This window comes from Mycolicibacterium flavescens, assembly GCF_001722335.1.
Classification (GTDB): domain Bacteria; phylum Actinomycetota; class Actinomycetes; order Mycobacteriales; family Mycobacteriaceae; genus Mycobacterium; species Mycobacterium flavescens.
Genome location: NZ_MIHA01000009.1, coordinates 113,058 through 127,415, shown reverse-complemented (window position 1 = coordinate 127,415; position 14,358 = coordinate 113,058). Strand labels below are relative to the sequence as shown.

16 protein-coding genes are annotated in these 14,358 nt (G+C 65.7%); 5 read left to right on the top strand and 11 right to left on the bottom strand.

Features of this window, described 5'->3' with window-relative positions; genetic code table 11:
- The first annotated feature begins 224 nt into the window (after nucleotides 1–224).
- Nucleotides 225–1,256: a fused (3R)-hydroxyacyl-ACP dehydratase subunits HadA/HadB gene (locus BHQ18_RS14180; RefSeq protein ID WP_069414254.1), complete on the top strand. Its 1,032-nt coding sequence runs from the start codon at nucleotides 225–227 to the stop codon at nucleotides 1,254–1,256.
- A gap of 21 nt (nucleotides 1,257–1,277) precedes the next feature.
- On the opposite strand, the gene BHQ18_RS14175 is transcribed toward BHQ18_RS14180, so the two are convergent.
- The 4 genes from BHQ18_RS14175 to BHQ18_RS14160 all read right to left on the bottom strand — a co-directional run bounded on the left by BHQ18_RS14175 (nucleotide 1,278) and on the right by BHQ18_RS14160 (nucleotide 2,993).
- Nucleotides 1,278–1,556, bottom strand: a complete 279-nt coding sequence (locus tag BHQ18_RS14175; RefSeq protein ID WP_069414365.1) for a DUF732 domain-containing protein — start codon at nucleotides 1,554–1,556, stop codon at nucleotides 1,278–1,280.
- Between the two features lie 172 nt (nucleotides 1,557–1,728).
- A complete protein-coding gene (locus tag BHQ18_RS14170) occupies nucleotides 1,729–2,052 on the bottom strand; it encodes a DUF202 domain-containing protein (RefSeq protein ID WP_069414253.1) in 324 nt (107 codons plus the stop codon).
- 1 nt (nucleotide 2,053) lies between these two features.
- Complete coding sequence (locus BHQ18_RS14165) at nucleotides 2,054–2,407, bottom strand: YidH family protein (RefSeq protein ID WP_069414252.1); 354 nt, start codon at nucleotides 2,405–2,407, stop codon at nucleotides 2,054–2,056.
- 19 nt (nucleotides 2,408–2,426) lie between these two features.
- Complete coding sequence (locus BHQ18_RS14160; RefSeq protein ID WP_069414251.1) at nucleotides 2,427–2,993, bottom strand: TetR/AcrR family transcriptional regulator; 567 nt, start codon at nucleotides 2,991–2,993, stop codon at nucleotides 2,427–2,429.
- Nucleotides 2,994–3,109: 116 nt separating this feature from the next.
- Here BHQ18_RS14160 and BHQ18_RS14155 point away from each other — a divergent pair, with 116 nt between their 5' ends.
- Together BHQ18_RS14155 and BHQ18_RS14150 are read left to right on the top strand one after the other, a co-directional pair.
- On the top strand, nucleotides 3,110–4,381 hold the full coding sequence (locus tag BHQ18_RS14155) for a cytochrome P450 (protein WP_069414250.1): 1,272 nt from the start codon (nucleotides 3,110–3,112) through the stop codon (nucleotides 4,379–4,381).
- A gap of 45 nt (nucleotides 4,382–4,426) precedes the next feature.
- Nucleotides 4,427–5,281 carry an SDR family NAD(P)-dependent oxidoreductase gene (locus tag BHQ18_RS14150; protein WP_069414249.1) on the top strand — a complete coding sequence of 285 codons (855 nt, stop codon included), beginning with the start codon at nucleotides 4,427–4,429 and terminating at the stop codon, nucleotides 5,279–5,281.
- A 28-nt stretch (nucleotides 5,282–5,309) separates the two neighbouring features.
- On the opposite strand, the gene BHQ18_RS14145 is transcribed toward BHQ18_RS14150, so the two are convergent.
- The 5 genes from BHQ18_RS14145 to BHQ18_RS14125 form a co-directional block, all read right to left on the bottom strand.
- Nucleotides 5,310–7,580, bottom strand: coding sequence for a catalase (locus BHQ18_RS14145; RefSeq protein WP_069414248.1), 2,271 nt, complete (start codon nucleotides 7,578–7,580; stop codon nucleotides 5,310–5,312).
- Between the two features lie 109 nt (nucleotides 7,581–7,689).
- On the bottom strand, nucleotides 7,690–8,313 hold the full coding sequence (locus BHQ18_RS14140) for a carboxymuconolactone decarboxylase family protein (RefSeq protein ID WP_069414247.1): 624 nt from the start codon (nucleotides 8,311–8,313) through the stop codon (nucleotides 7,690–7,692).
- Complete coding sequence (locus BHQ18_RS14135) at nucleotides 8,310–9,065, bottom strand: SDR family NAD(P)-dependent oxidoreductase (protein ID WP_069414246.1); 756 nt, start codon at nucleotides 9,063–9,065, stop codon at nucleotides 8,310–8,312. Before BHQ18_RS14135 ends, BHQ18_RS14140 begins: the two co-directional genes overlap by 4 nt.
- Nucleotides 9,066–9,083: 18 nt before the next feature.
- Nucleotides 9,084–9,533 carry a hypothetical protein gene (locus BHQ18_RS14130; protein WP_069414245.1) on the bottom strand — a complete coding sequence of 150 codons (450 nt, stop codon included), beginning with the start codon at nucleotides 9,531–9,533 and terminating at the stop codon, nucleotides 9,084–9,086.
- The gene (locus tag BHQ18_RS14125) at nucleotides 9,530–10,894 is read right to left on the bottom strand and encodes an aromatic ring-hydroxylating oxygenase subunit alpha (RefSeq protein WP_069414244.1); all 1,365 of its coding nucleotides are present in this window, start codon (nucleotides 10,892–10,894) and stop codon (nucleotides 9,530–9,532) included. The genes BHQ18_RS14130 and BHQ18_RS14125 overlap by 4 nt, the downstream gene beginning before the upstream one ends.
- A 173-nt stretch (nucleotides 10,895–11,067) precedes the next feature.
- On the opposite strand from BHQ18_RS14125, the gene BHQ18_RS14120 reads away from it, so the two are divergent.
- Together BHQ18_RS14120 and BHQ18_RS14115 are read left to right on the top strand one after the other, a co-directional pair.
- Entirely contained in the window at nucleotides 11,068–11,265 is a 198-nt protein-coding gene (locus BHQ18_RS14120; RefSeq protein ID WP_069414243.1) for a hypothetical protein, read from the top strand.
- 4 nt (nucleotides 11,266–11,269) lie between these two features.
- On the top strand, nucleotides 11,270–11,869 hold the full coding sequence (locus BHQ18_RS14115) for a TetR/AcrR family transcriptional regulator (RefSeq protein ID WP_069414242.1): 600 nt from the start codon (nucleotides 11,270–11,272) through the stop codon (nucleotides 11,867–11,869).
- Nucleotides 11,870–11,924: 55 nt separating this feature from the next.
- Here the strand turns inward: BHQ18_RS14115 and BHQ18_RS14110 are convergent, their stop codons facing one another.
- A complete protein-coding gene (locus tag BHQ18_RS14110; protein ID WP_069414364.1) occupies nucleotides 11,925–13,187 on the bottom strand; it encodes an MDR family MFS transporter in 1,263 nt (420 codons plus the stop codon).
- Nucleotides 13,184–14,293 (bottom strand): PLP-dependent cysteine synthase family protein, encoded by a 1,110-nt coding sequence (locus tag BHQ18_RS14105; protein WP_069414241.1) that lies wholly within the window; start codon nucleotides 14,291–14,293, stop codon nucleotides 13,184–13,186. Before BHQ18_RS14105 ends, BHQ18_RS14110 begins: the two co-directional genes overlap by 4 nt.
- Nucleotides 14,294–14,358: the final 65 nt, after the last annotated feature.

The window sequence follows — 14,358 nt, the reverse complement described above, 5'->3', positions numbered from 1 at the left end:
CGATACGTCTCTGCGCTCTGAAAGACTCGGCGGACACTGCTTTACCCCGCCGCTGCCCTCCCAAACCCGGGCCGGATGTCGCAGCGACGGCAGGGTTTTTCGTCACCCGCCGGGTCGGCCTGACCGCACGGCAACGCGGAGCGGATTGTCTGGACCGGTCGTGTGGGCGTTACTGTGCTTGGGTCGGCCTCCGCGACAAGCCGGCAGAAGAGTTGAGCACAGTTATGACAGCTTCCGCAGAGACCTCGGCGTTGGAAGCGCGGGTCGGCCACCACTACCAGATGGACGGCACCTACCTGGTCGGCCGCGAGAAGGTGCGCGAATACGCCCGTGCCGTGCAGGATTACCATCCCGCGCACTGGGACGTCGACGCCGCGGCCAAGCTGGGCTACTCCGACGTCGTGGCGCCGCTGACGTTCACCTCGGCCCCGGGTATGCAGTGCAACCGCCGCATGTTCGAGGAGATCGTGGTCGGCTACGACACCTACCTGCAGACCGAAGAGGTCTTCGAACAGCACCGCCCGATCGTCGCCGGGGACGAACTGGTCATCGACGTCGAGTTGTCGTCGGTGCGTCGCACGGCGGGCCGCGACTTCATCACCGTCACCAACACCTTCACCGACGCCGCCGGTGAGCGGGTGCACACGCTGCACACGACCGTCGTCGGTGTGACGGCCGAGGACATCGACGCCGGGGTCAAGGTCGCCGTGCAGAACGCCATGATGCACGACATGAACATCCTCGACATCGGCAGCAACCCCGAGGCGTACGAGAAGACGGTGCGTCCCGAGGGGGCGATCACTGTCTCCGAGGGTGGACTGAGCCGCACGCCGGGAACGCCGTCGTTCGACGAGGTGAAGGTCGGCGACGTACTTCCGGTCCACCACACCCGGCTCTCCCGCGGTGACCTGGTGAACTACGCGGGCGTCGCCGGCGACGCCAATCCGATCCACTGGGACGAGGAGATCGCCAAGCTCGCGGGCCTGCCCGACGTGATCGCCCACGGCATGCTCACCATGGGTTTGGGCGCCGGGTTCGTCTCGACGTGGTCGGGTGATCCGGGCGCGGTGACGCGCTACGCGGTGCGGCTGTCTCAGCCCGCGATCGTGTCGGCCAAGGAGGGCGCCGACATCGAGTTCAGCGGCAAGGTCAAGTCGCTGGATCCCGAAACCCGCTCCGGCGTCGTCATCGTCGGCGCGAAGTCCGCGGGCAAGAAGATCTTCGGTCTGGCCACCCTGAACGTGCGCTTCCGCTGACGACGGCCGGCTGCGGCCTGGTCAGCAGAGATTGAGGACGGCGCCGCTGACGATGTCCATGGCCGGGCCCACCGATACCTCCAGGTCGCGCATCACCATCGCGGCGGCGTCCGGTGACAGCGCGCCGGCGCTGGTGAGCGCGCAGACCCGGTAGCCCTCGGTCAACATCTGCTCGGCGGTGAGGAACCGGTAGCGGTCCTCCAGGCCGGCGAGATAGTCGTCTTCCTGGGCCGCCGCGCCGGGGGCGGACACGATGGCAGCGACAGCGGCCGCGGCCGCCGCGCACGTGAGCTTGAGCATGCGAACCTCCACCGGATCAGCTGCCTGGTGCGTGCCCCGATGGTAGGACGGCCAGCGTTCGCCCGAGGTGGATTCAGCAAACAACGACTGGCCTTGTCTCCTGTCGCGAGTGGCCACTTATCGCGCGCAATCCGCCCCGCCGCGCTGGTTAACTGGCCACTCGCCGCGCAGTTCAGGAGAGCAGCACCACGACGACGGCAGTCGCGAACGCGACGGTCGCTGCACCGATCGCCACCACCTCCAGGTGCGGAGCCGAGGTGACCAGCCCGTCGCCGACGATCCGGAACCGGCGTGACCGCCGCACCCCCAGCGCGAGTACCAGCAGGGCCAGCGAGACCGCGAGGACCGCCAACGCCGTCCGCGCCGGACCCAGCGGGCCGTGCTGGCGCAGCATCACCAACGCTCCGCCGACGAGGAACCCGAATGAGCTTCTCTCCCAGGACAACAGAGTGCGTTCGGCAGCCAGCCCCGGCTTCGAGGGTGCGCGTCGACTCATCTCAGGCCGGCCAGGTGATCAGCACGATCAGCACCGCGACGGTCACCACGAACAACGCCCCGCCGAGCAGCGCAGGCACGCGGGTCGGCGGCAGATCCTCGTCGCGACGCATCGCCGACTGCACCTGTCGCCAACGCCGCACCGCCAGCGCCGCCAGCGCACCCCCGCCCGCGGTCAGCGCGAGGCCGAGACCGTGACGCACCCCCGGAATCCCGAAGGACGGCACGAACTGCACGACCGCGATGCCGCCGGCGATCAGCGCCAGCGCGGTGCGGATCCAGGCCAGAAACGTGCGCTCGTTGGCCAGCGTGAACCGGTAGTCCGGTTCCTGCTCACCGCTCGGATCCTCTGGCATCGCCGATCAGCGTACGTCCCTACCGCACGCGCAGCCCCAGCGTGCGCCGGCCGGCCGCGAGCAACTGGTCGCGCAACGTCGCTTCGTCGACGTCGCCGTAGTCGACACCCGCGGCTGAGGCGATGCCCGACATGACGAGGGTGGCCTTCACCTGGCCCCCGAGTCCGGGCTCCACGGCGGCGAGCAGCATCATCTGCCGCTCGACGACCGCCGCCCAGTCGGGTCGGGCCTGCAGCAGTGCAGCGACGCTCGGGTCGCCGGTGAACAACGGGATCAGCTCACGGTTCGCCGCGGCCAGCGCCGCATAACCCTGCAGCAGATGATCGGCGCGGGCGCGCGGTCCGCGGTGCTTCTCGGCGGCGACGACGAGCGCGCCCACTTCACCGATGAGCGGTTCCATCACCGCGGTCAGCAGTTCGTCGCGGGTGCGGAAGTGGTGATAGATCGCCGACTTGGTCAGGCCCAGTTCGTCCGAGATCATCTGCAGCGAAGTACCGGCCACGCTGTGCTGTTTGAACAGCTCGATCGCGACGTCGATGAGGCGCTGCCGCGTCGGTCCGCCGACCTCGACCGGGTGGGTGCTCATCTGGCGCCTCATTCCTGTGGGCTTGCTGACATTCACACTTTAGCTGACCATTCGTACAGTTTTGTCCTGTACGTTTGGTCAGTAGTTCCCTGTACGTTTGGTCTGGAAGGACTGCTGTGACGACCCTGGATGCGCTCGACTTCTTTCACCCCGACGCGTTGGTCGCCGACCCGTACCCGGTGCTCCGCCGTATGCGCGAGACCAGCCCGGTGCTGCGCGAACCCGTACACGGCGTCATGGTCGTCACCGGTTACGACGAGGTTCTCACCGTCGTCGGCGATCCCGACACGTACTCCTCGTGCACCTCCACGACCGGCTTCCTGGCCGAGTTCCCGGTCGCGCTCGAAGGTCTCGACGAAGCCCGCGTGCGGGCGCTGATCGACGAGCACCGCGACGCGCTGCCGTTCAGCGACCAACTCCCGTCGTTCGACCCTCCCAAGCACACCGCGCACCGCTCGCTGCTCTCCCGCCTGATCACGCCCAAGCGGCTCAAAGAGAATGAGGACTTCATGTGGCGGCTGGCCGACCGGGTCCTCGACCCGTTCCTGGCCGGCGGCGGTGGAGAGTTCATCGGCGCAGTCGCCAGCCCGTTCGCACTGCTGGTCATCGCCGACCTGTTGGGTGTGCCCGAAGAGGACCACGACGAACTGACCGCGCAACTGACAGGCGATGTGGCACTGGGCAATACGGGTGACGACGCCACCGTGGCGCACTCTCCGCTGGAGTTTCTGTACGCGCGCTTCACCGACTACATCGGGGACCGGCGCGAAACCCCGCGCGATGACGTGATGACCGAGATGGCGCTGGCGACGTTCCCGGACGGCTCGACCCCCGAGGTCATCGATGTCGTTCGCGTGGCGGCCAACCTCTTCTCGGCGGGCCAGGAGACCACGGTGCGGCTGCTGTCCACCGCCGTTCAACTGCTCGGCGAGGACCAGCAGCTGCAGGCGCGGCTGCGCGACGCATCCGATGCCCTGCCCAACTTCATCGAAGAGGCGCTGCGGTTCGAGAGCCCGATCAAAGGCGACTTCCGGCTCGCGTGTGCCGATTCCACGGTCGGCGGCGTGCACGTCCCCGCGGGCACCACGCTGATGGTTCACTACGGCGCGGCCAACCGCGACCCGCGCCAGTTCGAGAACCCCGACTCGTTCGATCCGGCCCGACCGAATGCGCGGCGCCACATCGGATTCGGGCGCGGCGTGCACAGCTGCATCGGCGCCCCCTTGGCCCGCGCCGAGGGGCGGGTGCTTCTCGAGCGGCTGCTCGAACGCACCACCGGCATCGGGATCGACGACGCCGCGCACGGTCCGGCAGGCGACCGGCGCTACACCTATGTGCCGACCTACATTCTGCGCGGCCTGGTCGACCTGCACGTGCGGACACAGTGATGAAGAGCTTCGCCGCAACTACCGTTCACAAACTCGAGGAGAACCATGTCCACTGACTTCGACCGCAAAGACCGCAAGGCTTTCGACCTGTCCGGCAAGGTCGTGGTCGTGGTCGGCGCGGGTCAGAGTCCCGGCCCCGGTCTGGGCAACGGGCGGGCCATCTCGATCCTGGCCGCCCGTCACGGCGCGCAGGTAGTGGCGGTCGACGTGAACGTCGCGGCGGTCAAGGAGACCGTCGAGATGATCAGCGCCGAGGGCGGCAGCGCGTACGCCGTCGAGGCGAACGTCGCCGAAAAAGACGACTGCCAACGCATTTTCGACACGGCAATGGCGACCAGCGGCCGCGTGGACGGCATGGTCTACAGCGTGGCGACAAACCCGCCTTTCGACTTCGAATCGAACTCGATGACCGTCGAGAACTTCAACTACGGCATCAACGTCAACATGCTCGGCTGCTACTACTGCAATCTCTTTGCCGCGCAATGCATGGAGAAGAACGACGGCGACACGACCGGGAGCATCGTCAACATCTCGTCGATCGCCAGCGTCAAGAACGAGATCGGGCTCAACATCGGCATCATGCCCTACGCGTTGGGCAAGTCCGGGCTCAATCAGATCACCGAGATCGCCGCGGTGCAGTACGCCGAGTTCGGTATCCGCGTCAACACCCTGATGCTCGGACCGATCAATTCCGTGCTGGCCAACCGGGATTCACAGTCGCTGTTCGGGCTTGACGCCGATGAGGCGACGGAGAGGCACAACGAGGTCGTCAAGCTCAAGATGGGCCGCGCCACGGTGTGGGAATCGGCCTACGCCGCGCTGTATCTGCTCGCCGACGAGTCGCGCTTCATGACCGGCCAGCAGATCCGGCTCGACGGCGGCGCCACGCTGGTGCGGTGACGCCGCCGTCGACCGTCAGGACAGCACGTCAGGCGGCGACGACCCGGTCCCAGACCCGGTGTTGGCCGAGCGCGTCGAGCAGCGACTGAACGAGGGTCGTCGCGCTGTCACCGGAGAACAGCCCCGGCCCGTCGGTCGGAACCGCTGCCACGGCGGCCAGCCCGGTTCCCTCGGGCAGCATCGCGATCGCCTTGTGGTGCCGGTACATCTCGTCGACGATCGTCTTCGCCTTGGCGTTCGCCGGCGACCCCGCGATGAGGATCGCGTCGAACTCCACCGAACGGGCGGTCGCGTAGGTGCGCGACACCGGGATGGCGCCGCCGTCGTGCTCGAGGGTGCCGCCGTGTGTGGCGACCACGAACGGCACGTTCTTGGCGTTCGCGATCGCCGTGACAGCGGCCGCCACGCCGGCGAGGTCGGACTCCGGACCCGTCAGGATGCCGATCTGACGGCCCTCGACGGGCCATTCCTGTCCGACCTGCGACAGGGCGGGACTGAGGACCTCCGGGTCCGCGGGGACGACGGTGGGCGCCGGCGCCTCGAGGCCCAGACCCTCGGCGACCTTCGCGCACAGGTCGGGGTCGATGTTCGCCAGCGCCACCAGCTGGCGCTCCTTGATCGCCTGCTCGTAGCACTTGCCGAGTTCGAACGTGTACGCCTCGGCGACGTGTTCCTGTTCGGCCGCGCTCAGGCTGCGGTAGAACAAGGTCACCTGGCTGAAGTGGTCGTCGTAGGTGGCCGGTGCGTCGCGGCGTTTCGTCGATTCGGGAACGACGGTGGGCACCTCGATGAACGCGCCGGTGTCCGCGCCGGCGAGGAACGGGCAACCGCCGTCTAGGGAATTCGGCTTGTACGGCGCCACGCCGGGATGCACACCGGACTGGTGGTACCCGTCGCGGAACATGTCGTTGACCGGAGCGTGCGGCCGGTTGATCGGGATGTGGCTGAAGTTCGGACCCGCCAGCCGGGTGATCTGCGTGTCGAGGTACGAGAACAGCCGCGCCTGCAGCAGCGGGTCGTCGGTGATGTCGATACCGGGCACCAGGTGGCCGGGATGGAAGGCGACCTGCTCGGTCTCGGCGAAGAAGTTCGTCACGTTGCGGTTGAGTTGCATCGTTCCGATGACCTCCACCGGGGCCAGTTCCTCCGGCACGATCTTCGTGGGGTCGAGCAGGTCGATGCCCTCGAACATCTGCTCCGGGGTGTCCGGGAAGACCTGCACACCGAGGTCCCACTCGGGGTAGACGCCCTTCTCGATCGCGTCCGCGAGGTCGCGGCGATGGAAGTCGGGATCGACCCCGCCGGTGATCTGCGCTTCTTCCCAGACCTGCGAATGCACGCCGAGTCGCGGCTTCCAGTGGAACTTCACCAGCGACGTCGATCCGTCCGGCCCGACGAGCCGGAACGTGTGCACGCCGAAGCCCTCAATCATCCGGTACGACCGTGGAATCCCCCGGTCGGACATGTTCCACATGGTGTGCGCCTGGGCTTCGGTGTGCAGCGACACGAAGTCCCAGAAGGTGTCGTGTGCGCTTTGGGCCTGCGGGATCTCGCGGTCCGGATGCGGCTTGGCGGCGTGCACGACGTCGGGGAACTTGATTCCGTCCTGGATGAAGAACACCGGAATGTTGTTGCCGACGAGGTCGAAGGTGCCTTCCTGCGTGTAGAACTTGGTCGCGAACCCGCGGGTGTCGCGCACCGTGTCGGCGGATCCGCGGTTGCCGAGCACCGTCGAGAAACGGACGAAGACCTCGGTTTCCTCGCCGGACTTCAAAAACTGTGCCTTGCAGATCTTCTCGGCGGCACCGTTGCCGCGGAACACGCCGTGCGCGCCGGCGCCGCGGGCGTGCACCACCCGCTCCGGGATGCGTTCGTGGTCGAAGTGCGTGATCTTCTCGCGAAGGTGGTGGTCCTGCAGCAGGGTCGGCCCGCGCTCGCCGGCTTTCAGGGAGTGATCGGTGTCGTACAGCCTCGCACCTTGCGCGGTGGTGAGGTACGCGCCCTGCTGTCCGCGGGCGGTCATCGGTCCCTCGGCGGGAGTGCCGGTGGCCGTGCGCAGTTTCGGCGCGACCTGATCGGCCTTCGGCGGCAGCGGGTCGCGCGGAGCCGTCGGCTCGTCGAGTGACGGCGCCTCCGGGCCGGGCGCACCCGGAATGTAGGACGGATTGTGCTGTTCGGCCTGGCCCTGGCGTTTGAGCTCTTCATTGCCGATCAGGGTCCCGGCGGCCTCCTTGGCCTTGCCCTTGGCCTCCTCGACCATGCCCTTAACGGCTTCCTTGGGTGCGCGGTCATCCGCCATGAAAATCTCCCTATCCCCGACTGTTCCAATGCCGCCATCGACGGCAGGCCTACTCGGGGCGGCTGGTTTCCCATGCGGAGCCGATTGAAACGTTTTCCGAACGCGGCGACTACAGCGGAACCGTGTTAGTTGCGGGTGGGGCGGGCAGAGGCGCACTGCCTGCGGGCGGGGCCAGACGCCAGGTGTCGAACGCCATCGCCAGCATCGCGTAGGTGCCGACGACGAAGATCAGCTCCATCGCCTGATGTGTGCCGAGTTCCTCGGTGAGGCGTCGCCAGGTCGATTCCTCGGCGCGGCCGTGACGGATCAATTCGTCGGTGGCGTCGAGCACCAACCGGTCGACACCGACGAAACCGTCGTTGCCCTTGGCGAGGCGTGCGATGTCTTCCTCGGGCACCCCGCCTTCCGTCGCGACCTTGAAATGCTCACCCCAGAAGAATGCGGACCGCCGGGTGATCGCCACCCGCAGTACCGCCAGTTCCCGCAGGCGCAGCGGCAGCTCGCCGCGCTGGAGCAGCCAACCGTTGAAGGTCAGGAACCGCCGGGCCATCTTCGGGTGGCGTGCGAGCAGCCCGATGATGTCGAACTTGAGTGGGTCGGCGGCATGACCGGAACCGGCGCGCGGCACCTTCTCGCCCGGCAGGGCCATCAACGCACCGAACGCGGCGTACTCGTCGTCTCCCCATTCGCCGGCCGTCAGCGGTGCAAGGAGCGAGCCATCGGAGCCACTCACGTGCGCCGCCCTCCGTTGACAGGGATGATCTGACCGGTGATGTAGGAGGATTCGTCCTGGCACAGGAAGATCGCCGCATTGGCGATGTCCTCGGGTCTACCGGCTCGCCGGACCGGCGTGATCTTGGCGAAATGCTCCAAAGATGCGGTGAACCGGCCTTCGGCGATTGCCTTCTCGAGCATCGGGGTGACCACCATGCCGGGCGGAATCGTGTTGACCGTGATCCCTTTCGGTCCGAGTTCCAATGCGAGGCTCTTGGTGAACCCGATCACCCCGGCGTTGGAACTGACGTAGGCAGCCATCCGGGACTGCCCGCCCTGGGCGCTCGAGGAGGAGATGTTGACGATGCGTCCCCACTGCGCCTCGAGCATGTCGGGCAGCACCACCTGGGCGCAGATGAACGGCCCGCGCAGGTTCACCGCCATCACCCGGTCCCATTGCTCGTCGGTGATCTCGGCGAACTTGCCGAATTGCTCGATGCCCGCGTTGTTGATCAGGATCAGCACGGGGCCGAGGTCGGCGCGGACCTGCGCGACGGCGTCTTCCACCGCGGCGCGGTTGGACACGTCGACGACATAGCCGGCGACTTTCGCACCTTCGCCGCGCAGGCGATCGACTTGTGTCGCGATCTCATCGGCGGTGATGTCGAATATCGCGACCTTCGCGCCGCGCGCAGCGAGCGCCTCGGTGATGGCCAGGCCGAGGCCCGCGGCTCCGCCTGTGACGATGGCGGTGGTGTCTTCGAACGGCATGTCAGCGGGTCACTCCGCTCAACCGTCGAAGCTCGGCACCGCGCCGGTGCCGGGCATCTCCATCTGCAGATAGACGGCGATGCGCCGAACTTTGTGGTCGGCGTCGAACTCGTAGACCGACAGCGTGTTGACCACGTTGCTGAAGTCGCCGATGCGGCTATGTTCTTCGAGTTCCAGGAACACCAGATCTGTTGTCTCGGTGATTCTTTGGAAAGAACAGTTCCAGTCCGACGACTTCGCCCAGTTCGTCAGGAATTCCGTGTATTCGGCCCAGTTCATCACCTCCTTGAACGGGCCGATACGGACGAACTCGTCGATGGCGATCAGGTCTCCGAGCGGCGCCCAGCTTTCGGCGGTGAAGCCGGGCTGCTTGGCACTGTCCACCAGTCGCTTGGTGACCTGACTGTACTCGAGTACGGTCCGGGTCCGCCCTGTCGCTGTCGCCAGGACATCTGCAACCGTCGTCATGCCTTCACCCCGCCCATGTAGCGGTCGATCACCGAATGGAAGTGCGCGATAACGACTTCCTCCTTCACCAGCGACATGTGGTCGAGGCGGTCGTTGCGCAGCCCCTTCTGCTGGCGCGGCATCTGCTCGTAGTCCTGCTGGAGCGCCTCGAAGTACTTGTGGCTGCCGGGTGGGTCGACGACGATCGCCTCGGCGCGCACGGCGTCGCGGAACTCTTCCGGCACGTACATGTAGCTGGCCACATGCCAGATGCAGCGGTTGGGGTCGCCGTCGGGATGCGGTCTCGACATGATCACGTGGCATTCGCCGGCACGGACGGTCATGAAGTAGTTGGGGAACAGTACCCAGCCCTGGTTGTCGACCATCTGGCTGTCAGTCAGACCGCTGACGTCGAGACCCATGCCGGTCAACACCTCGCGGGTGGCCTGTTGCAGCAGCAGGCGAGGGGTGACGTCGTCGGGGAACGTGACCTTTCCGTCCTCGTCCTGATAGGGCGCGAGGAGTTCTTGGAACCGCGGGATCACCGCGACGGTCCCCGGGAAGGTCTCCGGCAACGCCAGCATTCCTTCGACCTGTTCCTGTGCACTGGCGCCCGTGACCTCGAACGGAGCCATTGCGACACTGTGGTTTTCGAAGAACCGGTAACGCGCCGTCCTGGGATTGATGTGCAGCACCTGCAACAACTGGGGATGGATGCCGTTGATGTGGTAGCCCTCCTCGAAGGCGTCCATGACGACCTTCCAGTTGCACTCGATGGCCTCGGTGACGTCCATGACGGTGGTGAACTTGTCGATGTTGTAGGGCTCGAGCAATGTGACCACGTCTTCACCCAGGTACTCCCGCAGCGGTTGGGCCTCGGGATCGGGGTTGAGGAAGATGAAGCCGGCGAAGGTGTCGACCGATACCGCGAGCAGCGAGTTCTCGGTTTTGTCGATCGGCCCGGCGAGGTTCTCGCGCAGCATCCCCTTGAGCCTGCCGTCGAGGTCGTACGACCAGAGGTGGTACTGGCACAGGAACCCGCGCTTGGCATTTCCGGTCTCGGTGACGCACAGCGCGTTGCCGCGGTGTCGGCACGCGTTGACGAAACCCCGCAGCTTCTCGTCTTTTCCGCGCACGATGATGAAGGACTGATCGAGGATCTCGTACTTCTTCCAGTCACCGGGCTTCGGCAGGTCCTCGACACGGCCCGCGATCTGCCACGTCCGCGTCCAGATCGCTTCCCTCTCACGCGCAGCGTAATCGGGACAGGTGTAGCGGTCGGTTCGGATCGTCGTGTTGAACGTGTCCGGCTGGATGTCTTCCAGTCCGAGTCCAAGCCCGGAGTCCGGGTCGAGCCATTCTCCTGGTCGCGTTGCTGGCATCAAGGCAGTCCTCCTCAGTCGGCGAGAGCACGCGGGGCGCTGTCTTGGCTGTGGGATGGATCCGAGCATCCGCCGCGTGTGACGTGACTCACCATATACACAGACGTATTGTAGATACAACTATGTATAAAGGCGGTCGGGGTCACATTCTCCAGTGCCTGAGGAGGCCATACGTGAGCAACTACCGACTCGACGTGGCCAGCGCCACCGTCGCCGAGGCGGTGCGTTACGCCGGCGGGCTGATGTTCGACCGCGTTCGTGCGGGATGGCGCGTCGTCGTCGACCTCCACGCCGACCTGATGTTCGGCTCGCAGATCCGCGTCATCGAGTCTGAGGACCGCTCACCGTCGCCCAATCTGGTGGGAGGATGAGCCCATGGCCGAGCGGTGGACGAAAGAGCGGCGTACCGAGCACACCCGACAGATTCTGTTGGACGCCGCGGAGGAGGTCTTCGCGCGTAAGGGGCTGACCGGCGCTGCGCTGGAGGAGATCGCCGATGCCGCCGGATTCACTCGCGGTGCCATCTACTCGCAGTTCGGCGCCAAGGAGAACCTGTTCCTGGAGGTCGTGGACCGTCAGCGGCAGCGCTTCCTCGACGGGTTCATCGAGGTGATGATGTCGTTCCACCGCCTCGACGACGTCGATATCGACGAGCTGGCCAGCCGGTGGCGTCAACTCAGCAGCGGAACGGACCGGGCGGCACTGGGTTTGGAGCTGAAGCTGTTCCTGCTGCGCAACCCCGATGCCAGAAAACGCGTCGCCGCTCAGCGCCTCGAGACGATCCGCGCACTCGGCGAGTTCATCAGCAAGAACGTCGCTCGGATCGGTGGAACGCTCACGATGGAGGCCGACACCCTGGCTCGAGTGATTCTGGCCGCGAACGAGGGGATCACCCTGGACAGTCATCTGGACGGCGAAGACCTCTACCGCCCGTATCTCCAATTGGTGATGTCGAGCATCGAGACCTCGAAATAGACGAAGGTCGAGAGGTGATCGACATCTGACCCCGGTTTCGTTGCGGCGTGGCGTGCTACTGAGTTTCGTTCGCGTTGAGCGACACCCGCGGTTGAAGGCGGCCGCCCCGGTCCAGTCGGTAGAGCGCTGACGCCGCCGTCACACCGATGACGGTCAACACGATCCATGTCAGCTCTGGTCTTCCCGCCTCGGTTGCCTTCTGCATCAGTGTTCCTGTGCCAAGATTGCCGGCGAGGATCCCGATTCCGACGATCGTGTTGTAGAACCCGTAATGCGTTCCCACCAAGCGGCCACCGGCCAGCGAGACCACCGTGTCCATCTCGAATGGGAACACCGCGGCCGATCCGACCGCCAATACCGCAGCACCGGTGAAAAGCGCGACCAGCGCTGCGATCTCGCCAGCACGGCGGCCGTCGGGCAGCGCGGCCATCGGTATGAACGACGACGCGAGAATCAGCACGCCGATCACCAGCGAATGCCCAGGCCCCCACCGTTTGGTGAACCATTGGGTTATCTTCAGCTGCCCCGCGACCGCGATCAACCCGGAGATGACGAAAACACCCGCAACCACCGGCGCTTCGGCATCCGGCATCAGTTCCTTGGCCTGAAGCGGTAACGCGAGATAGACCTGGAAAGACAACACGTAGGAGCCGATCATGGCCGCTGCGAAGAGCAGGAAGGGGCGATTGGCTACGACCCTCCTCCAGTCGTCCAATATCGACGAGCCGTCTTGGTCCCGGGTGGCATCGTGCTGCGGGAGAGCGAAGAGTTGCGCAATCGTCAACACTGCGAAGACGGCAGCGGCCGCCGTCGCAGCGATGCGGAAGTCGAGAAGCATCAGAGCCAGACCCACCAGCGGGCCGGCGAGAATCCCCCCCTGGTAGAAGACGTTGAACAGCGCGAAAGCCTCGACGCGGCGCGGTCCCGCGTCGGCGGCGAGGTAGGCGCGCACAGCCGGATTGAACAGCGCTCCGGCGAATCCCGTTGCTGCTGAGGCGATCAGAATGGCGGGTAGTGAGCCGGCAATGACCAGCAGGCCGAAGCCCACAGTCCGCAGCAGGCACCCAGCGACAATGAGCGGCTTGTACCCGACGCGGTCGGCCAATGTTCCACCGACGATGAACATGCCCTGCTGGGAGAAATTACGTACTCCCAGGACCAGGCCGATGGCCCACGCGGCCAGCCCGAGAGGTCCGGCCAGGTAACCGGCCAGATAGGGCATCAGCATGTAGAAGCCGAGGTTGATGCCGAATTGATTGATCATCAGCAGCCGGCTCGGCCAGCCGAAGGTGCGGAATTCGTTGACGACGCTCCTCATCGCATTGTCCTCACCGGATCCACCACCGTTGTGCACCGCGTCCATGAGGACACCACACGTCGCGTGGGTTCGTCGATGACCGCCGGTTCGGTGGGAGGCGGTCCGCCCAGGACGCCGTGCTGGCGGCAGAAATCGTCGTTGTAGACAGTGTCGAAGTAGCGCTGCGGGCCGTCGGGGAAGATCGCAGCGATCGTCATATCCGATGGATAGGTGCGGGCTGCCCAGCCCGCGACCAGCGCCACCGCCCCGACGCTCCATCCCCCGCTGGCATAGTGCGTGGCAGCCAATGTCCGGCACGCCCATACCGCTTCGGCGGGGGCAACCCAGTGAACCTCGTTGAAAGCGTCGTAATCGACGTTCCTCGGATAAATGCTTGACCCGAGACCGCGCATGAGCCGTGCTGTTGCCGGTTGTCCGAAAATGGTGGAGCCCACCGTGTCGACACCGATCAATTGCAGGTCTGGGTTGAACTCTCGCAATACCCGAGCCACTCCCGACGAGTGGCCTCCGGTGCCGACGGAGCACACCAGCAGATCGACTTTGCCGAGTTGAGCCTGTAACTCCAACGCCAGTCCGCGGTACGCGTCGACATTGTCGGGATTGTTGTACTGATCCGGATACCACGCGTGCTCATCGGCGGCCAGAATCTGCATCACCCGGTCACGACGTGCCTGCTGCCAACCACCGTCAGGATGCGGCTCGGTCACCAAATCCACATCGGCGCCGTACGCCCTCAGCATCCGCTGAATGATCGGCTCCATGCCGGGGTCGGTGACGAGAGTTACTGGGTGCCGGTAGACGGTGCCTGCGAGCGCTAGGCCCAAACCCAAGGTGCCGCTGGTGGATTCGACTATACGGCCACCGGGAGGGAGGACGCCGCTGGCGCGTGCCCGTTCCACCATGAACATGGCCGGACGATCTTTCATGCCGCCGGGGCTGAAGCCTTCGAGCTTGGCCCAAAACCCTCGGTGCGCCGACGTGAACGGTTCCGCGATACGCAGCACCGGAGTGTGACCGACCATGGTGCCCGGCCGCTCGTAGCGACCGAGGCAGCTCTGGTTCGGGGCATGCAAGTCAAGAGTGTGAACAGTCAGAACGTGATTCATCGAGATGCATCGATTCTGCGTTGAGCCGCGGACGGTTGCGCGCGGCAGCTGAAAGGGACGACGAT